This is a genomic window from Streptomyces sp. HUAS TT7 (genome assembly GCF_051550175.1).
Taxonomy (GTDB): Bacteria; Actinomycetota; Actinomycetes; order Streptomycetales; family Streptomycetaceae; genus Streptomyces.
Window position 1 is genome coordinate 942,095 of the sequence record NZ_CP196175.1, and the last position, 18,967, is coordinate 961,061.

Consider the following 18,967-nt stretch of genomic DNA (forward strand, 5'->3'; position numbering starts at 1 on the left):
ATCCAGATGCGCCCGAGGCGCAGCAACGTGAGCCATGGGGCAGGGAGTTGAGGCATGAAGCAGAAGTTGCGCGTCCTGGTCGCGGTCGGGGCCCTGACACTGGGAGCGGCGGGAGCCGGAACCGCAGAGGCCGCCACGAAGGGGCAGAACTGCCCGACAGCGGAGATCTTCGCCACGAACAACACCGCGATCATCACCGATCCGGCCGACCCGCGGCTGGGGACCCGCCTCACCCGCTTCGACCGCGAAGTACGCGGCATCATCCGCGCCAACGGCGCCCGGCCCGGCGCCTCGAAGCTGCTCGACGGCGTCTTCTGGTCCGGTGACCTGAAGCAGACCACCTACGAGCGCTCGCGCGAGTTCGACGTCAACAGGGTCGGCCGCGACGGCCTTCACCACATCGCCGGGGTCATCGCCAAGCAGTACCACCAGGAGTCGGTGCTGACGTTCCGCTGTCTGCCGCGTACGTCGCCGGAGACCGACGCGGTCGAGATCCAGGCGCTCGGCGTCTCCGTGACCCAGCTGCATGACGCACTGGTCGCGAGCCCGGAAGCACGCGACGAGCTCGGCGGCGGCTCGGTCTCCCTGGACGGCCGGCTCACCCTCGTCGCCCCACTCGCCGACCTGCCGCTGGCCCAGAAGTTCACGAAGTCACTGGGCGTCGACTGGGCGAAGGCCCAAGTCCGTTACGGGGACGAGGAATTCGTCTCTTAATCGCCGTTGGTTGGATGCCCGTTCCATCTTCCGAGATCGACGGGGCGACCGTATGCTCCTGCGCCGGACGTGACCGTTACCACCGGTAATAGGGAGCACTGTGGCACGCACGGGCAGTACGAGACGGACTTTTGTCGCGGGTACGGCGGCGGTGGGCGCGGTGGCCGCCCTCGGGGTCGAGGCGCCCGCCGCCTCGGCCGCGCCGGGCACATCGGCGGCGGGCGGCCAGAGTGTCGCCGTGCTCGGTGGCGGGGTCGCCGGGCTCACGGCCGCCCATGAGCTCGCCGAGCGCGGGTTCCGGGTGACGCTCTTCGAGCGCCGGGCGCTCGGCGGGAAGGCCCGCTCCATGGACGTACCGGACAGCGCGAAGGGCGGCCGCAAGCCGCTGCCCGCCGAGCACGGCTTCCGGTTCATCCCCGGCATCTATCACAACCTGCCGGACACGATGCGGCGAATACCGTTCCCCGGCAACCAGCACGGCGTCTGGGACAACCTGGTGGCGCCGAAGGAAATGATGTTCGCGCGGACCGGCCAGGAGGATCTGCGCCTGCCGATGCCGGGGGCCGGCACACCCCAGCCACTCACCCTCGACGACATCCGCCGCGCCCTGACCGGGGTGCTCGGCACCTTCCAGCGGCTGCCCGCGCGCGAGGTCGCCTACTTCGTGGACCGGCTCGCGGTCTTCCTCACCAGCTGCCAGGAGCGCCGCGACAGCCAGTGGGAGTCCACGCCCTGGTGGACGTTCACCCGGGCCGCGCAGATGAGTTACGACTACCAGCGCATCCTCGCCGTCGGCGTCACCCGCAACATCGTGGCCACCAAGGCGGAGGAGGCGAGCACCCGCACGGTGGCCAGCCTGCTCGAAGCGTTCCTGTTCAACGCCCTCGGCCGGGGCGCGGACGGCCCCCTGGACCGCATCCTCAACGCGCCGACCAACGAGGCGTGGATCGACCCGTGGGTCGCTCAACTCCGTTCGCTGGGCGTCGAGTTCAAGGTGGGCTGGACCGTACGCGAAGTCACTTACGGTGGCGGCAAGGTGACGGGTGTTCAGGTCGAGGACGGCGACGGGGGCGTTCGGACCGTTACCGCCGATCACTACGTCTCGGCGCTTCCCGTGGAGCACGCACGGCCCACCTGGAGTGCGGCGATGCGGGCCGCCGACCCGCAGCTGGCGCGCTGCGACCGGCTGCGTACCGACTGGATGACGGGCATTCAGTTCTATCTGACCGAGCGGCCCGACATCGTGCACGGGCACGTCGACTGCATCGACTCGCAGTGGTCATTGACGGCCATAGCGCAGGCCGAGCACTGGCCGCAGCGTCCGTTCGCCGCCGACTACGGCGACGGGACGGTCGTCGACTGCCTCTCGGTCGACATCTCCGAATGGGACAAGCCCGGGATCCTGTACGGGAAGACGGCCAAGCAGTGCACCCGGGAGGAGGTGGCGCGCGAGGTGTGGGCGCAGCTGAAGGCGGCGCTCAACGACACCGGCAAGACGGTCCTCAGCGACTCCAAGCTGCACTCGTGGTTCCTGGACCCGGGCGTCTCCGGCATCGGGACGCCGAACCCGCAGAACGAGGACGAGCTGCTCATCCACCCCACGGGCACCTTCCACAACCGCCCGTCGGCCGCCACGAAGATCCCCAACTTCTATCTCGCGGGCGACTACGTGGCCGTCCCCATCGACCTGGCCACGATGGAGGGCGCCAACACCTCGGGCCGTCTCGCCGCCAACGCCCTTCTGGACAGAGTGGGTTCGACGGCCCCGCGCTGCACGGTGACCCCGCTGTACAGCGCGCCGGAACTCGACTTCCTGAAGGGCAACGACCGGCTGCGCTACCGGCTCGGCCTGCCGAACGTCTTCGACGTGGGGTGAGCGGGGCGGGCGCGGGCCCGCCCCGCGCCCTCACGCCTTTCGGGCCACGCCCGAGTACACCGGAATGGTGTCGTCGCCCTCGGCCGCCGGCTCGCCGAGCTCGGGGTGCCAGGCGGCGGCCAGGCCGACGCCAGGGGCGGCCAGTTCGCGGCCGTCGAAAAACCGGGTGACCTCGGCCTTGGTCCGCGGGCGCAGGGTGACGCCGCCGCCCTTGTACAGCTCCACGGCGCGGGCCGCGCTCTCCGGGTCGAAGTCGCCGGTGATCTGCGAGAGCACCAGATGGCTGCCCGGTGCGAGAACGTCGAGGAGACGGTCGACGATGCCGTACACATCGTCGTCGTCCCCGATGAAGTGGGTCAGCGCGATCAGCGAGAGGGCGACCGGACGCTCGAAGTCCAGGGTTCCTCGGGCCAGTTCGAGGATGCGCTCGGGTTCGCGGACGTCGGCCTGGATGTATTCGGTGATGCCTTCGGGGGTGGAGCGCAGCAGGGCCTCCGCGTGGCGCAGCACGATCGGGTCGTTGTCCGCGTACACGATCCGGGCGTCCGGCGCGGTGCGCTGGGCGACCTGGTGGAGGTTGGGCTCGGTGGGGATGCCGGTGCCGATGTCCAGGAACTGGCGTACGCCCTGCTCGGCGAGCCAGCGCGTGGCGCGGTGCATGAAGGCCCGGTTGACCCGTGCGATGTCGCGGCCGCGCGAGTCGAGGGCGAGCAGCTGCTCGGCGAGCGCCTCGTCGACCGGGTAGTTGTCCTTGCCGCCGAGGAACCAGTCGTACACCCGGGCCGGATGGGGCTTGCTGGTGTCGATCGTCACGGCGGTGCGGTCTTGCCCGGTCATGCGCGCTCCATGGGGATGAAGGTCAGTGAACAGGTGGGGGAATCAAGGCGGTTGAGGGGCGATCAGGGGATCACGTCAAAAGGAAGTCGGCCTGGCCCGACTTCGCGCCCTGGATGAAGGCGGCGATCTCACCGGGGGTGTAGATCAGCGCAGGGCCCTCGGGATCGGCGGACTGGCGCACCGCGACCCTGCCGTCGGCCAGCTTCATGGCCTCGAAGCAGTTGCCGCCGTTGCCGCCGCTCCACGGCTTGTGCCAGCCCTCGGCGCCGAGTTCGGCGGCGGGCATGCCGTTGTAGATGCGCCCGTCCGCCGGCCCGCCGTCGTATATGTGATCCATTCACAGCTCCTTGCGGAGATCCTTGAGGATCTCCTTCGTGCGTTGTGCAGTCGCGGCCTGAGCCGCCATGCGGTCCATGACCTCCAGATGGGTGGCCACCTCGGGGCGCGCGTCCAGGTAGACGGCGCCGGTCAGGTACTCGCTGTAGACCATGTCCGGCAGTTCGGGCACGGCGAAGCGGAAGAGGACGAAGGGCCCGTACGTCCCCGGATGGTGCCCGGTGGCGAACTCGGCCAGCTGCACGGTGACGTTGGACAGCGTCGACGCCTCCAGGAGGCGGTCGATCTGGTCCCGCATCACCTGCGCCGAGCCGACCGGGCGGCGCAGCACCGTCTCATCCATGACGACCCAGAGCCGCGGGGCGTCCTCGCGGGTGAGCAGCGACTGGCGCTCCATGCGCAGCGCCACGTGCCGGTCTATGTCGGCCTCGCTGGTGGCTCCGAGCGCGCCGCTGCGCATCACCTGGCGGGCGTACTCCTCGGTCTGCAGCAGTCCGGGCACGAAGTGCGGCTCGTACGACCTGATCAGCGAGGCCGCGCCCTCCAGGCTGACGTACATGCTGAACCAGTCGGGCAGGATGTCGTGGAAGCGCTGCCACCAGCCCGGCTTGTTGGCCTCCTCGGCGAGCGCGATGAAACCTTCCACCTCGCCGTCGTCGATCCCGTACGCCTTCAACAGCAGGACCACGTAAGGGATTTTGAGGGAAACCTCGGCCATCTCCATGCGCCGGACGGTGGCCGGGGCCACCCGCAGCACCTTGGCCGCCTCCTCGCGCCTGAGGCCCGCCCGCTCGCGCAGGTCCTGGAGGCGTCTGCCCAGCACGACCTGGCCCACGGTCGGGGCGGACCGGGGTTCACTCACTTCAGACCTCCCCACGCGCTGTTGCGAGCAGTGTGCCATGTCGTTGCAGAGAGGAGAACGGCACTCTGCAATTTTCAGAGTGCCCCTTGCCAAGTGTCCGCCGCGGGTACAAGGTAGGTCGGTGAACCAGTTCACACGCGGTGTTCGTGCGCAGCCTCGGGCGAGGCCGCGCCGGGTTCCGCTTCCCCACTGTGAGGATTCCGGTCGTGGCTCCTGGTAACGCGCTCATCCCTCAGCTGACAGGCGCACCTTCCGGGACCGCTGTGCGGCGGTACGCCTTCGACGTGCCGGCCCGTACCGATTCGGTGTCTCTCGCCCGGCGGCGCAGCAGGGACATGCTGACCGGCTGGGGTCACCACGAGGACCTTCACGAGACCGCCGCCCTGGTGATCTCGGAGCTCGTCACCAACGCCGTCGTGCACACCGCCGGCGACCACATACTGTGCGAACTCACCGATCTCCAGCGCGCGTTGCGGATAGCGGTCAGGGACCTGGGCTGCGGCTCCGCGGGCCCGCGCCTTTGCTATTCGGACGACGACGAGGAGCGCGGACGCGGGCTGCTGCTCGTGGACGCGGTGAGCAGCGCGTGGGGCGCGCACGACGCCCCGTACGGGCCCGGCCGGATTGTCTGGGCCGAGCTCGCGCACGGCGGGCCGGGCCGGCCGTGCTGAGAGAGATGCTTCCCTGGGGACCCCGGTCCGGGCGACAGGGCCCGCGACCCGATGGGTCCGGAACCGCCGGGCCCCGTGGCCCCGTGCGCAGTGGGGGTGCGCACGGAGTGCCCGGGCCCGGCGGCTCCGCCGCCCAAAGGGGCGGCGGGGTGCTGCTGCCCGCGGTACGGCCCGCCACGCTGGGGCGGGACGCGGTGGGGGTGCCCGCCGTGCACGGTTTCCGGCTGCTTTCCCGGCTGCCCCGGTCCGGCTGCGTCTTCGCCTCCGCCGACTGGTGGTGGTGGATCGTTCCGGCAGGCTCCGACCAGGATCTGCCCTGGCCCCGGCCGGTGCGCTACGCGCCCGGGGCCGTGGTCCCGGACGCCGACCGGCCGCGCCTGATCAACTTCCCGGAGGGCACGACGCCCTACACCCCGCCGATCCCGCTGTACCTGGTGGTCTGCCAGCTGACGGGGACGGCGCCGGCCTGGGCCTAGTCCGTGGGCAGGCCTCTCGCCGCCTCCGCCAGTGCCTCCAGGACCGGGCGGAACAGCGGGTGCCCCTCCGCTCCTCTGCGTACCGCGGCGAACACCCTGCGGGTCGCCGCCGGGCCCTCCACGGGGCGTACCACCGTGTCCTTCTGCTCCATGCCGCGCAGCGCGGAACGCGGCACGAGGGCCACCCCGGCGCCCGCTCCGGCCAGCGCCACCACCGCCCGGAAGTCGTCCGAGGAGTGCACCAACTTGGGCTGGAATCCCGCGAGTTCACAGGCGAGCAGCATCACGTCGTGGCAGGGGTTGCCCGGGTAGGGACCGATCCAGTCGTCGTCGGCGAGGGCCGAGAGGGGTACCTGCGGGGACTGGGCCAGGGGGTGCGCCGCGTGCAGTACGGCGTCGAAGGGCTCGGCGTACAGCGGGACGCGCGAGAGCCTGCTGTCGTCCTCGCGGGGCGCGCCCCGGTATTCGACGGCGAGCGCCAGATCGGCCTCGCCGTCCAGGACGAGCGGCAGCGCCTCGTCACCCTCGGCGTCCCGGACCCGGACCCGGATCGCGGGGTGGCTCGCGCGCAGCCGCGTGATCGCGGGCGCGAGGACCTCCGCGATGCCCGTCGCGAAGGCCGCCACGGTGACCTCTCCGGCCGCGCCGCCCGCGTAGGCGGCCAGCTCCGCCTCGGCCCGCTCCAGCTGGGCCAGGACGGCGTTCGCGTGCTCCAGGAGGATCTCGCCGGCGGCCGTGAGCCGTACGCCCTTGCCGCTGCGGGTGAGCAGGGTGTGTCCGGTCTCCTGCTCCAGGGCGGCGAGCTGCTGGGAGACGGCGGAGGGGGTCAGATACAGCGCTGCTGCCGCGGCGGTCACCGTGCGGTGGTCCGCCGCGGCACGCAGGATGCGAAGCCGGCGGGGGTCGATCACCCAGCCATTGTCGCGCGGGCGTCAGCCCTTCATCGACGCGCGGGCGTCAGGCCCTCATCGCCGCTCGCGCGTCGACGAAGGCGGCCACCGTCTTCTCGATGTCCTCGGTGGAGTGCGCGGCCGAGAGCTGGACGCGGATGCGGGCCGCGCCCATCGGGACCACCGGGTAGGAGAAGCCGATCACGTACACGCCGCGCTCCAGGAGCAGCTCGGCCATGCGGGCCGCCTCGGCGGCGTCGCCAATCATGACGGGCGCGATGGGGTGCTCGCCGGGCAGGATCTCGAAGCCGGCCTCGGTCATCCTCGTACGGAAGAGCTTGGTGTTGGCGGCGAGCTTCTCGCGCAGGTCACCGGCCGACTCCAGGAGGTCGAGGACCTTGAGGGAGGCGGCGGCGATGACCGGGGCGAGCGAGTTCGAGAACAGGTAGGGGCGGGACCGCTGGCGCAGCAGGGCGACGATCTCGGCGCGGGCCGCGACATAGCCGCCGGAGGCGCCGCCCAGCGCCTTGCCGAGGGTGCCGGTGATGATGTCGACGCGGTCGCTCACCCCGTGCAGGGCGGGGGTGCCGGCGCCGCCCGGGCCGGTGAAGCCGACGGCGTGCGAGTCGTCGACCATGACCATGGCGTCGTAGCGGTCGGCGAGGTCGCAGATCTCCTGGAGCGGGGCGATGTAGCCGTCCATGGAGAACACGCCGTCGGTGACGATCAGACGGCGCCGGGCCCCGGACGCCTCCTTGAGCTTGGCCTCCAGGTCAGCCATGTCGCGGTTGGCGTAGCGGAAGCGGGCCGCCTTGGACAGCCGGATGCCGTCGATGATCGAGGCGTGGTTGAGGGCGTCGGAGATGACCGCGTCCTGGGCGTCGAGGAGGGTCTCGAAGACGCCGCCGTTGGCGTCGAAGCAGGAGGAGTACAGGATCGTGTCCTCCTGGCCGAGGAACGCCGACAGGCGGCCCTCCAGCTCCTTGTGGACGTCCTGGGTGCCGCAGATGAAGCGGACCGAGGCCATGCCGTAGCCCCAGCGGTCCAGGGCGTCCTTGGCGGCGGCGATGACCTCGGGGTGGTCGGCGAGGCCGAGGTAGTTGTTGGCGCAGAAGTTGAGTACGTCGCCCGACGGCACGGAGACGGAGGCGCTCTGCGGGGTGGAGATCACGCGCTCGGGCTTGAAGAGACCGGCTTCCTTGATCTCGTCGAGGGTCTTCTGGAGGTCGTCGCGGACGTTCGCGTACATGCTCGGGGCTCCTAGGGGGTGTCCGGTGGGTCCGGGCGGGGACTCAGACGGTCCAGTCGAGGATGATCTTGCCGCTGCGGGCGGTGGCGGCCTCGTCGAAAGCCGCGTCGAAGTCCTGGTAGCCGTACTTGCCGGTGATCACGGGGCTGAGGTCGAGGCCGCCTTCGAGCAGCACCGTCATGGCGTACCACGTCTCGAACATCTCGCGGCCGTAGATGCCCTTGATGGTGATCATCGAGGTGACGATCTTCGCCCAGTCCACGGCGAACTCCTGCGCGGGGAGGCCGAGCATCGCGATGCGGCCGCCGTGCGTCATGTTCGCGACCATGTCGCGCATCGCCTCGGGGCGGCCCGACATCTCCAGGCCGATGTCGAAGCCCTCCTTGAGGCCGAGCTGCTTCTGGGCGTGCGCGATGCCGTGCTCGGCGACGTTGAGCGCGAGGGTGGCACCGGCCTTGCGGGCGATCTCCAGGCGGGACTCGCTGACGTCGGTGATGACGACGTTGCGGGCACCGGCGTGCTTGGCGACGGCGGCGGCCATGATGCCGATCGGGCCCGCGCCGGTGATCAGCACGTCCTCGCCGACCAGCGGGAACGACAGCGCGGTGTGCACGGCGTTGCCGAAGGGGTCGAAGATCGCGGCGACGTCGAGGTCGACCTGGGTGCGGTGCACCCACACGTTGGAGGCGGGCAGCGCCACGTACTCGGCGAACGCGCCGTCGCGGCCGACACCGAGGCCGATGGTGGAACGGCACAGGTGGCGGCGCCCGGCCAGACAGTTGCGGCACTTTCCGCAGACCAGGTGGCCCTCGCCGCTGACCAGGTCGCCGACCGCGATGTCCTGGACGTCCGCGCCGACCGCGGCGACCTCGCCGACGAACTCGTGGCCCAGGATCAGCGGGGTCTTGACGGCGCCCTGCGCCCAGCCGTCCCAGGAGCGGATGTGCAGGTCGGTGCCGCAGATGCCGGTGCGAAGGACCTTGATCAGCACATCGCCGGGCCCGGTCTCCGGCTCGGGAACGTCCATGAGCCACAGTCCGGGTTCGGCGTGCTGCTTGACAAGTGCCTTCATGGGCGGGGCTCCCGGCGTACGGAGAGGGGCGGCCGGCCACGGATCGGTGGCCGGACGTACGGGCTGAGGAAAGGGCGGATCCGACGGATGATCTTGCACATGCGGACGATCCGGCCGATCTTGCTGGTCACCAATCTGCCGAGCCGGGGCCGCCGAGTCCATCGAGGATTTCTTAAGCGGGCCAACAGCCAAGCTTCACGCGCGCCCCTCGCGCCCCACCCGGAACCCTGCCGGACCGTCCTGATGGCCGGGATGTCGGGGGATGTCGGCCATTTACAGACGCCCGCCGTGACGGCCGGGGCCCGGGCGTGAGACGCACTCCGGGGACACGGAGGAATAGCCGGATGGAGCAGTCAGCACCGGGGCAGTACCGGGTCGGCGGCGGGGCGGGCCAGGGCGGCGGGACCAGGGACCGCGCCGTATCGGCCCGGGGGCGGGTCAGACCAGGGTGGCGGCCCGCCGCACATCCAGGTCCGCTCCGTCCGCGTAGGCGCGTTCGTACGCCGCCGGGCCGAGCGCCGCGCGCAGGGCGGCCTCCGCCTGGCGCCGGGTCTCGGGCTCGGCGGGCAGCGGGCGGAACCCGAAGCTGTCGCGTCCGGTCGAGTTCCGGTCGTACGCACCGAGCAGTCTGGCCCCGTCCGTCGCGGCGCCCAGTTCGGCCTTCGCCCAGGCAGCGGACAGGAATTGACTGAGGATCAGATTGGGGGCGACCAGATAGGCCTGGCTCTCCAGATGGCGTACCGCGTCCTGGATCCGGTCCTGGGCGTCGGCGTACTTGCCGTCCAGACAGTCGAGCCAGCCGTGCATCCCGGCGACGAGACCGCGGAAGAGGTCGGGTGTCACCGGGGTGAACTCGGTTTCCATCAGCTGGAGTTGCTGGCGGGCCGCGCCCGTGCGGCCGGTGCGGCCGAAGTGCTGGGCGAGGAGCATCCGGGCGGTTCCGAGGCCCTCCTCCGGGGACTGCCGTGACTCCTCGACGGCTTCCGCGAGAAGCCGTTCCGCCGCTTCCCGCTCGGCCGGAGTGCGGGCCAGCTCAAGGCGAGCAGACGCCAACTTGCCCTTGAACACGGATACTTGGGCATGTGCCCCGATCCGCGTGACGCTCTCCAGAGCCCGCTCGAAGTCCGCGGCGGCCTCCTCGTACCTGCCCTCCCGCTCGTAGGACTCGCCACGCGCGGAGAGGGATTCGGCGATCCCCCACGGGTCGCCGGCACCCTCGAAGAGAGCGAGGGCATCCTCGGCGTCGGTGCCGTCGAGCAGTTTCGCGCGGAGCAGGAGAGCGAAGGCGAGGTCCCAGGGATCGCCGTGCCGCCGGGCGTCGGCGACCATCTCGTCGACCACCCGGTCGAATCCGGTGAACTCGCCTGTGAGGAGCCGGGCGAAGTACCAGACCGAGCCGGGCTGACGGCTGTTCTGCGGAAGGCCGGGGCCGTAGGCCCGGACGATCCTGCTCAGATACGCCACGGTCCCGGGGCTGTTGAGCTCCGTGTCGCCGCCGCCACTGGCCGCGAACATCATCAGGCGCACCCCGCGCCGGGCCTCCCACAGCTGTTCCTCGGACCAGGGCGGCGGAGTGTCCGTGCAGCGGTCGGCGAGGGGGACGGCGGGCCGCACGGGCTCGGCGAAGGGATCCGGACCGAGCTCGGCGACGGCCCCGGACCAGCTCCGCGCATCCGCCTGGTGCCCCCGCAGCTGCCAGAACCACGCCATGGCGAGGACGAGACACAGCCCGTCCTGTTCACGCCCTCGCCCAACTGCCGTGCGCAGGGCGGCTCTCACGTTGTCGTGCTCGGCTTCGAGGCACTCGACGACCTCGTGCTGGCGCGGGCCGCGCAGTGCCGCCTCGCCCATGCGGACGAGTTCGCGGTACGTGACGAGGTGACGCAGCTCGACCTCAGCGCGCTCGCCGGCCTCGTCGAGCCGCTGAGCGGCGTACTCGGCGACGGTCTCCAGCAAGCCATACCGCATCGTTCCGCCCTCGCCGGCGGGCGCAGACGTGACGAGCGACTTGTCGACGAGGGAGCCGAGAAGGTCCAGGACGTCGGCGGGGCCCACCCCAGGGCCCGGCTTCCCGAAGTCCGCCTCATCGGGGCCCGCCTCCTCAAGATCCGCGCAGACGGCTTCCGCTTCCGGCACGGCGAAGCCTCCCGCGAAGACGGCGAGGCGCCGCAGGACGGCCCGTTCCGGGATGTCGAGCAGATCCCAGGACCAGTCGACCACCGCGCGCAGGGTCTGCTGTCTCGGCTGGAGGGTCCTACTGGTCCGGGGTCCGGTGTTGAGTAGCCGGAACCGGTCGTCGAGCCGGTCCGCGATCTGGCGCGGCGTGAACAACCGCAGCCGCGCGGCGGCGAGTTCGAGGGCGAGCGGCAGCCCGTCCAGGCGCCGGCAGATCTCCGCGACCGCGTCCGGATCGTCGTCGGCACTGAAGCCCGGCCGGGCCGCGGCGCCGCGCTGCCCGAACAGCCGGAGAGCGCTCTCGTGCGGCAGCGGCCCGATGGCCATCACCCGCTCCCCCGGCACACCGAGCGGCTCCCGGCTGGTGGCGAGGACGGTGACGTCCGGGCATGAGGTGAGCAGCTCCTGCACCAACTCGGCTGCCGCGTCCACGACTTGCTCGCAGTTGTCGAGCACGATGAGCGTGCGGAGGCGTCCGCAGTGGGCCAGCAGTTGCGCGAGCGGGTCCCTGGGCGTCGTCTCGGCCGGGCCGACGAGCCGCGTCTCGCGGGCACCCAGCGCGGTGAGCACGGCCTCGGCCAGGCTCACCGCGTCCCGTACGGGCGCGAGCTCGACCAGCCACACCCCGTCGCCCCACTCCGCCACTACAGCATCGGCCGTCTCCACCGCGAGGCGCGTTTTGCCCGCGCCACCGGGCCCGGTGAGCGTGATCAGGCGCGCCTGCCGCAGGTCGTCGTGCAGGGCACGGACGTCGGGTTCCCGCCCGACGAAGGAGGTGAGGCGGGCACGGAGGTTCCCGGGCGGGCGAGCCGACGAGGCTTCGGGGTCGGCTTGCGGTGAAGCCGTGTGGGGCGAGGCCGTGTGGGGCGAGGCCGTGTAGGAGGACACCATGTCGTGAGAGGCGATGTGGCACGAGGCCGTGTCGGACGCGCCTGTGTGAGGCGGGGCCATGTGGGGTGAGGCCGTGTGGTTCGGCGCCATGTCGTGAGAGCCCACGTGAGGCGACGCCATGTCGCGCGGGCCCACGTGAGGCGGACCCATGTGGGACGAGGCCATACTGGACGACCCGGTGTGTGGCGCGCCCGTACCAGCGCCCTCCCCATGGCGCTCAGGGTTGAGCAATTCGGCGTGCAAGGACTGCAGCTCCGGCCCAGGGTTCGTGCCGAGGCGTTCCGAGAGCGCGCCCCGTACGGATTCGTAGGCGGCCAGCGCCTCGGCCGGGCGGCCGGCAGCCCGCAGCGCCCGGATATGGAGGGCCTGGAGGGGTTCGTCGAGGGGGGCGGCGGCCGCGAGCGCGGTCAGCTCGCCGAGAGCGCTCTCGGCGCGGCCCAGCTCCACCTCCGCCGCCAGCCGGTTGCGGCGCGCATCGGCCTGGCGCCGTTCGACCCGTACCACCAGCGGGTCGCTCCCCCGCGCCGGAAGGTCGGCCAGTGCGGGGCCGTGCCACAGCGTGAGCGCGTCGTCCAGGAGGCCGGCCGCGCGCTCCGCGTTTCCGGCGGCGAGCGCGGTCGCGCCCTCCGCTGCGAGACGTTCGAAGCGGAAGAGGTCGATCTCGTCGGCGTGGGCGGCCAGCCGGTAGCCGCCCGGCACGGATTCCACCGCGTCCGGCCCGAGCACCCTCCGCAACCGTCCCACCAGGGCTTGCACCGCAGCGACCTCGTCGGCGGGCGGCGCATCCCCTGCGCTCCAGACCTGCGCGATCAGCACGGACTGGGGCACCGCACGCCCGGCGCCCGCGGCGAGCGCGGCGAGGAGCGCTCTCAGGCGGGTTCCCCCGAGCCGCGCTTCACTGCCGTCAGGGCGCAGGGCCTGCGTCGGTCCGAGTACGCGGTAGCGGAGCATCACCCGCCTATTCTCCCCGGGTGCCGACCCGGATCGGCCCGGCACCCGGCACCCGATTCCCGCCACAAGGCCGCGACCCGCACGGGTGCGGCCCGGCCCCTTGGTTATCGTGGCCGGACCACAACGAGGGGATGGCAGGCGTGGAGCTGGGGGGTGGCGCGGTGAACGGGTCCGACGGACGGCACATACGGGTGCCGGTCGGGGACGACGCCGCCCGCTGGGCGACCCGCGGCCGGTGCCGGCGCGTGCTGTTCGTGGTGCACAACGTGACATCGGCGACCCGGCTGCTCGACGTGCTGCCGCTGTTCCACGACGACCTCCGGATACAGCTCCTGGCCACCTGTACGGGTTCCTCGGCGTTCGAGGACGGCGTGGAGGCCCTGCTCGCCGAGACCGGGCTGCCGGTGCTGCCGTGGGAGCAGGCCCTCGAAACCAAGGTCGACCTGGCGATCACGGCCAGCCTCGGCGGTCAACTCCACTGCATTCCAGGGAAGTTGGCTCTCCTCTCGCATGGTGTTGGCTACAATAAGACGCTCGCGACACCGGACACCGGACACCGGACACCGGACACCGGACACCGGACACCGGACACCGGACACCCTTCGCCCGAAGCCACAGCTTCGACTTCGGCCCCGGCCTCGAACCACGTGCGGCCGCCCGAGAACCCAACCCCTCCCGTCTTCGGTCTCTCCCCCGAGTGGCTGCTGCACGAAGGCATACCGATCGCGGATGCCATGGTCCTCTCGCACCCCGAGCAGGTGGACCGCCTGCGTGCCGCGTGCCCCGAGGCCGTTCCCACCGCTGAACTCGCGGGCGACCCCTGCTTCGACCGGATGCTGGCGGAACGCCCCTACCGAGAGCGCTTCCGGAAGGCGCTCGGGGTGCGCCGGGGCCAGCGTCTGGTTCTGCTGAACTCGACGTGGAACCCCGAGTCGCTGTTCGGCGACGGAGGCGGGGACGACGTACTCCCTTCCCTGTTGCCCCGGCTCACCGCCGAGTTGCCCTCCGACGAGTACCGGGTCGCCGCCGTACTGCACCCCAACATCTGGCACGGGCACGGCCCCGGCCAGGTCCGGGCCTGGCTCGACCGGGCCCAACGCGGCGGCCTCGTGCTCGTCGACCCCCTGCACGACTGGCGCCAGGCGCTGCTCGCGGCGGATGCGGTGATCGGTGACCAGGGCTCGGTGAGCTACTACGCGGCGGCCCTCGGCACCCCCGTTCTGCTCGGCGCAGCCCCCGTGGACGGCCTCGATCCGCAGTCCCCCGTGGCCGAATTCGTGCGGCAGGCACCCCCGTTGGACCCGCATCTGCCGCTGGCCACACAACTGGATGACCTGATGGCGAAACACCACCCGCTCCCGGGCCCGGCCACCCTCACCACATCCTCCCCCGGCAGGTCGGCGGCCCTGCTGCGCACTCTGTTCTACCGTCTGATCAACATCCCCGAGCCGCCGCGCCCCGCGCTCCTCGAACGCCTCCGCATGCCGCCGCTCCAACTCCCGTCCCCCACCGTTCCATTGCGCATCCTCACCCGTGTGACGACGGACCCGCCCGAGATCCACCTGGCCCGGTACGCCGACCCCGGGTACGAGCCGGACGGCGAGGGCCACGCCCACACAGCCGTCCACGAGGACACCCGCGACCCGGACCAACTCGCCCTGGCGGATGTGCTGTTGAGGCAGGGAGCACCGGACGACCTCCGCTTCGGTCCACCGGAGCAGTGGACGTCCGAGGTCCTCGCGCGCCACCCGCACAGCGCTCTGGCCGCCTACATCACAGCCCCGGGCGCATGCACCGTACGCACGCGCTCCGGCCCTCCCCTCCGCCTCGCCGGCGCCCCCACCGGCCTCGACCCGGCGGCCGCAGCCTCGGCCCTGCACGCGTGGCTGACTGCGGGCGGCACCCTTGAGCAGGCGATCGAGGAGGGGCTGGCCGTGCGCACGGGCCACACCGTGCACCGGGTGACAGTCACGAAGTGACGGCCGGGGAGCCCTACTTGGACTCGACCCGTCCCAGCGGATCAGCCTTCGCCACCAGCGCATCCTGCGCCAACTCCCAGGCCGGGTCCCCCGGATAGAGCTCGGAGCGGAGGTAGGCCCACGTGAGGTGCTGGACCACGGAGACCCGCTCCGGGTTCTCGTCCGTGGTCTCGGCGACGTCGTAGCCGGAGATGCCGCCCAGGCCGTGCTCCGCGCCGAACAGGGTGAGCAGGGACTTGGGGGCCGGGGCGAGGGCGTACGGGTCGGCGTGCCAGTCGGGGCCGTTCACCGTCAGGTGGGCGGAGGCGTCCTTGTCGCCGGCCACCACCAGCGCCGGGGTCGTCATCGGGGAGAAGTCCGGGGTCCGGAGGAAGGCGAAGTTCTCGGCCACGTGGTCGGTGAGGGCGTCGCCTCCCCTGCCGGGCGCGGCGAGCAGTACGCCCGCCTTGATCCGAGGTTCGGCCAGGTTCACCTCCGTACCGTCGTCCGGATCGATGAGCCTCGCGCCGAGGAGCAGGCTCGCGGTGTGGCCGCCCATCGAGTGGCCGGCGACGGCGACCCTGCCACGGTCGAGGCGCCCAGCGAGCTGCGGGACGGCGGCCTCGACCGCGTCGAGTTCGTCGAGGATGCGCGTCATGTCCTCGGCCCGCGACCGCCAGTACATCGGCGCTCCGGGGGTGGTGGGGTCCAGGCTCAGCGCCGTCGAACTCAGGTGGGTGGGCTGGATGACCGCGAAGCCGTGTGCCGCCCAGTAGGTGACGAGCGGGGCGTAGCCGTTCAGTGAGGAGAGGTGGTTCGAGTAGCCCTGTCCGTGGGAGAGGAGGATGACGGGCAGGGCTGTTCCGGTGGCCGGGGCGGAGACCCGTACCTCCAGGTCCACGGGCCGGCCGGGAGCCGGCACCACCACCGGAGCGACCGAGAGGACGGGAGCGGGCGGCGGGGTGAGGGTGTGGGCTGCGTACGTCGATGTCGGTTCGCTCATGGTGTGCGTGCCCCTTCGGTGTGCCTGCGAGGTGTCTGCGATGTGCCCTGCAATGCGCCTTCGACATGCCTTCGATGGCCCCTGACGGCGGCGGCTACACAGGGCTCTCAGCGCAGGGGGAGGCGGTCGGGCGCGTCCGGCTTGAGCTAGGCTGCAAGCGGAACGTTGTTCCGTTTAATATACGGAGCGCTGTTCCGTTTGGTCAATGGCTGTCGGAAGGAGTGCGCGGTGCCCAGGACAAGTCCCGCCGGGGAAGGTGCGGCCCGGAGCAAGCGGGCCGACGCGCTGCGCAATCAGCAGACGCTCCTCGACGCCGCCGCCGCGGTGTTCGTCACCTCCGGCGTCGACGCGCCGATCCGCGAGATCGCTGCCCGGGCGGGCGTCGGGATGGGGACGATCTACCGCCACTTCCCGACACGGGCCGACCTGGTCGTCGCCGTCTACCGCCATCAGGTCGAGGCGTGCGCCGAGGCCGGCCCGAGCCTCCTGGCCGACGGCGAGTCCCCGCTCGCGGCCCTTCGCCAGTGGGTCGGCCTCTTCGTCGACTTCCTGGTCACCAAGCACGGGCTCGCCAAGGCGATGCAGTCGGACAGCAGCGGCTTCGACGCGCTGCACGCGTATTTCCTCGACCGCCTGGTGCCCGTCTGCGCGGAGATGCTCGACGCCGCGGTCGGCTCCGGGGAGATCAGGCCCGGTACGCAGGCGTACGAGCTGATGCGCGGCATCGGCAACCTCTGCATCGGCCGCGACAGCGACCCCCGCTATGACCCCCGCCGTCTGGTCGAACTGCTCCTTCGGGGGCTGGAGCAGCCCCGGCCCTAGGGGTTCCGCCCCTTCACTCCCCCGCCGAGCCCTCGCACCGCTCGCGAGCCGCCCGCAACCGGACCAGCGGGTAGTGGGCCTGCTCGTTCGCCAGGGCCGCGATCGCCTCGTCGATCAGCGGCAGCGCCTCCGCCGGACGGCCGCTCTGCTCGAAGGTCTCGGCGAGGTCCGTGAGCGTACGGGCCGTGTTGTACGCCTCGTGGGTGCCGCGGAAGAAGGTGAGCGCGCTCTCAAGGCGGGCCTCCGCCTCCGCCCATCGGCCCAGGCCACGCAGGGCCCGGCCGCGATGGCGCTCCAACAGGGCGCGGGCGCGCGGGAGATCGGCGCTTCCCTCGCCGTCGGCCGTCACACCGTCGAGGATGCGGTCCGCCGCCTCGAAGCAGTCGTACGCCTCCGGGTAGCGCCATTCGCGCAGCCGCAGCAGTCCGAGGGATTCGACGGCGGTGGCGTGGCCCCGGGCGTGGCCGACGGCTTCTTCGATGCGGGCGGCTTCGCCGAAAGCGCTCTCCGCTTCGGCCGGTCGATCGAGTTCCGTGAGGTTCAGGCCGAGCAGGGTGTGCATGCGGGCGGCCTCGCGGGAGTCCGGGTAGTGGGCCTCCATGGCCCGGATGCCGACGCGCAGGGCGGGGAGCAGTTCGTCGTGGCAGCCCATCTTCAGCTGCACCGGCCACAGGGCCTGGTTGAGCCGGAAGACGGCGTCCGGGTCGGCCAACTCCTCGGCGGTGAACACGGCTAGGAGGAGGTTGCCGAGCTGGTCGTGGAGCGCGCTCAGCGCCTCGCCCGCATCCGCGTACCGCACGCCGTCCTGTGTCGGCGGCTCCGGATCACCGAGGCGCCAGCCTTCGCGCAGGGCGGCTTTGCTCGCCGGTTCGGCGAAGGCCACACACCAGTGCACAGCGCGCCGCACCGCCCCTTCCACCGCCTCGATGCCGTCCTCGCGCAGCGCCTCCGCCGCGGCGTACTCCCGGACCAGCGGCCGGATCCAGTACGTGCCCTGGGCCGCGAACGTACCGTTGGCCGCGCTCTCAAGCAGACGGCTGCCGGCCAGTTCGCCCAGGACTCGCTCGGCGGTCGGCTCGTCAACGCCCAGCGTGGCCGCGGCCATCGGCGCGCCGATGGCGGGCCAGTCGCGCTGGGCGAGCAGCCGCAGGGCGCGCGCCGCGTCCGGGCCGAGGTCGCGGATGTCGTCGGCGACAGCTGTGCGGGCCGCCTCGCCGCCCGGGTCTCCGCCCTGCCGCCAGTGCTGCGCGATGAGGCGGGCCGCGGCGGCGCGCAGCGCGAAGGGCGAGCCGTCGCAGCGGGCGAGGACGGCGGGCAGGGCAGCGCGGTCCAGCGGCACGTTCCCGGCCTTGGCGACCTGGGTGAGCAGCCGCCGCGCGTCCTTGTCGGCGAGCGGCCCGACCGGGATCCCCACCGCGTCGAGGCCGGGCAGCGGGTGCCGGGCCGCCACCACGACGAACACGCCGGGCGCGGAGGTGAGTACGGGAAGGATCTGCGCGGCGGACCGGGCGTGGTCGAGGATGATCAGCAGTCGGCGGTCCGCCGTGCAGGCTCGCAGCAGCGCCTGGCGGTCGTCCGGGCGGGGCGGGATCTCGGCTGCCGGGATGCCGAACTGCTGGAGCAGCAGGCGCAGTACGGCCGAGGGGTCCCGGGGAGTGGAGCCGGTGCCGCGCAGGTCGGCGTACAGCTGTCCGTCGGGGAAGCGGCGCAGTTGGGTGCAGGCCCAGTGGATGGCGAGGGCGCTGGTGCCGATGCCCTGCGGGCCGTGCAGTACCGCGACCCGGGGCCGGCCGTCCGCCTTGCGGAAGGCCTCCGCGCTCAGGGCCTTGCGCTCGCTGTCGCGGTCGGTGAAGAAGCGGGTGGAGGCGTGCAGAGCGGGCACCCGGTTCGGTCCGCCGGGGCGTGGGGCGCTGCGGGCGAACGCCGTCCAGGCTTGGGCGAGGGCAGGGTTGTGGCGCAGGGCGTCGTGCACCTGCTGGGCGACGCTGTCCAGTTCGTCGCGTCCGCGCGGGGCCCTGACCTCGCGGCCGACGATGCGGCGGACCAGCCCGCCGGCGCTCTCCCAGGCCGCCTTGCCCGCTTCGTTCGCGACGGCCGTGCCGACCGAGCCGAGTACGGCGGCAATGGCCGCCGTCGATGTGAAATCCAGCATGTCCCGCCCCCGCTGCGCCTACCGCCTTGACC

The 18,967-nt window shown here is 71.9% G+C and carries 15 protein-coding genes; 6 read left to right on the forward strand and 9 right to left on the reverse strand.

Going from position 1 to position 18,967, the window contains the following annotated elements; genetic code table 11:
* Nucleotides 1-54: 54 nt before the first annotated feature.
* Both ACSHXC_RS04475 and ACSHXC_RS04480 read left to right on the forward strand, forming a co-directional pair.
* A complete protein-coding gene (locus ACSHXC_RS04475; protein ID WP_438290280.1) occupies nt 55-714 on the forward strand; it encodes a hypothetical protein in 660 nt (219 codons plus the stop codon).
* A 100-nt stretch (nt 715-814) separates the two neighbouring features.
* On the forward strand, nt 815-2,590 hold the full coding sequence (locus ACSHXC_RS04480) for a hydroxysqualene dehydroxylase (protein WP_438290281.1): 1,776 nt from the start codon (nt 815-817) through the stop codon (nt 2,588-2,590).
* A gap of 30 nt (nt 2,591-2,620) precedes the next feature.
* Here ACSHXC_RS04480 and ACSHXC_RS04485 read toward each other — a convergent pair whose 3' ends face one another.
* The 3 genes from ACSHXC_RS04485 to ACSHXC_RS04495 form a co-directional block, all read right to left on the reverse strand.
* Complete coding sequence (locus ACSHXC_RS04485; protein WP_438290282.1) at nt 2,621-3,427, reverse strand: SAM-dependent methyltransferase; 807 nt, start codon at nt 3,425-3,427, stop codon at nt 2,621-2,623.
* A gap of 70 nt (nt 3,428-3,497) precedes the next feature.
* Nucleotides 3,498-3,764, reverse strand: coding sequence for a DUF397 domain-containing protein (locus ACSHXC_RS04490; protein WP_438290283.1), 267 nt, complete (start codon nt 3,762-3,764; stop codon nt 3,498-3,500).
* Nucleotides 3,765-4,625, reverse strand: coding sequence for a helix-turn-helix domain-containing protein (locus tag ACSHXC_RS04495; protein ID WP_438290284.1), 861 nt, complete (start codon nt 4,623-4,625; stop codon nt 3,765-3,767).
* 206 nt (nt 4,626-4,831) lie between these two features.
* Here ACSHXC_RS04495 and ACSHXC_RS04500 point away from each other — a divergent pair, with 206 nt between their 5' ends.
* Nucleotides 4,832-5,296: an ATP-binding protein gene (locus tag ACSHXC_RS04500; RefSeq protein ID WP_438290285.1), complete on the forward strand. Its 465-nt coding sequence runs from the start codon at nt 4,832-4,834 to the stop codon at nt 5,294-5,296.
* A gap of 5 nt (nt 5,297-5,301) precedes the next feature.
* Nucleotides 5,302-5,772 carry a hypothetical protein gene (locus ACSHXC_RS04505; protein ID WP_438290286.1) on the forward strand — a complete coding sequence of 157 codons (471 nt, stop codon included), beginning with the start codon at nt 5,302-5,304 and terminating at the stop codon, nt 5,770-5,772.
* On the opposite strand, the gene ACSHXC_RS04510 is transcribed toward ACSHXC_RS04505, so the two are convergent.
* The 4 genes from ACSHXC_RS04510 to ACSHXC_RS04525 form a co-directional block, all read right to left on the reverse strand.
* Nucleotides 5,769-6,683, reverse strand: coding sequence for a LysR family transcriptional regulator (locus tag ACSHXC_RS04510; RefSeq protein ID WP_438290287.1), 915 nt, complete (start codon nt 6,681-6,683; stop codon nt 5,769-5,771). The genes ACSHXC_RS04505 and ACSHXC_RS04510 overlap by 4 nt on opposite strands.
* Before the next feature lie 46 nt (nt 6,684-6,729).
* Nucleotides 6,730-7,911: a glycine C-acetyltransferase gene (locus ACSHXC_RS04515; RefSeq protein ID WP_438290288.1), complete on the reverse strand. Its 1,182-nt coding sequence runs from the start codon at nt 7,909-7,911 to the stop codon at nt 6,730-6,732.
* Between the two features lie 43 nt (nt 7,912-7,954).
* The gene (gene tdh, locus ACSHXC_RS04520) at nt 7,955-8,983 is read right to left on the reverse strand and encodes an L-threonine 3-dehydrogenase (protein WP_438290289.1); all 1,029 of its coding nucleotides are present in this window, start codon (nt 8,981-8,983) and stop codon (nt 7,955-7,957) included.
* Between the two features lie 438 nt (nt 8,984-9,421).
* The gene (locus ACSHXC_RS04525; RefSeq protein WP_438296431.1) at nt 9,422-13,000 is read right to left on the reverse strand and encodes a BTAD domain-containing putative transcriptional regulator; all 3,579 of its coding nucleotides are present in this window, start codon (nt 12,998-13,000) and stop codon (nt 9,422-9,424) included.
* A 131-nt stretch (nt 13,001-13,131) separates the two neighbouring features.
* Between ACSHXC_RS04525 and ACSHXC_RS04530 the strand changes: the two genes are divergently transcribed.
* On the forward strand, nt 13,132-14,979 hold the full coding sequence (locus tag ACSHXC_RS04530; RefSeq protein WP_438290290.1) for a hypothetical protein: 1,848 nt from the start codon (nt 13,132-13,134) through the stop codon (nt 14,977-14,979).
* A 13-nt stretch (nt 14,980-14,992) separates the two neighbouring features.
* Here the strand turns inward: ACSHXC_RS04530 and ACSHXC_RS04535 are convergent, their stop codons facing one another.
* Nucleotides 14,993-15,961, reverse strand: coding sequence for an alpha/beta hydrolase family protein (locus tag ACSHXC_RS04535; protein ID WP_438290291.1), 969 nt, complete (start codon nt 15,959-15,961; stop codon nt 14,993-14,995).
* A gap of 228 nt (nt 15,962-16,189) precedes the next feature.
* Between ACSHXC_RS04535 and ACSHXC_RS04540 the strand changes: the two genes are divergently transcribed.
* The gene (locus ACSHXC_RS04540) at nt 16,190-16,783 is read left to right on the forward strand and encodes a TetR/AcrR family transcriptional regulator (protein ID WP_438290292.1); all 594 of its coding nucleotides are present in this window, start codon (nt 16,190-16,192) and stop codon (nt 16,781-16,783) included.
* A gap of 13 nt (nt 16,784-16,796) precedes the next feature.
* Here the strand turns inward: ACSHXC_RS04540 and ACSHXC_RS04545 are convergent, their stop codons facing one another.
* Nucleotides 16,797-18,935: a tetratricopeptide repeat protein gene (locus tag ACSHXC_RS04545; protein WP_438290293.1), complete on the reverse strand. Its 2,139-nt coding sequence runs from the start codon at nt 18,933-18,935 to the stop codon at nt 16,797-16,799.
* Nucleotides 18,936-18,967 lie beyond the last annotated feature (32 nt).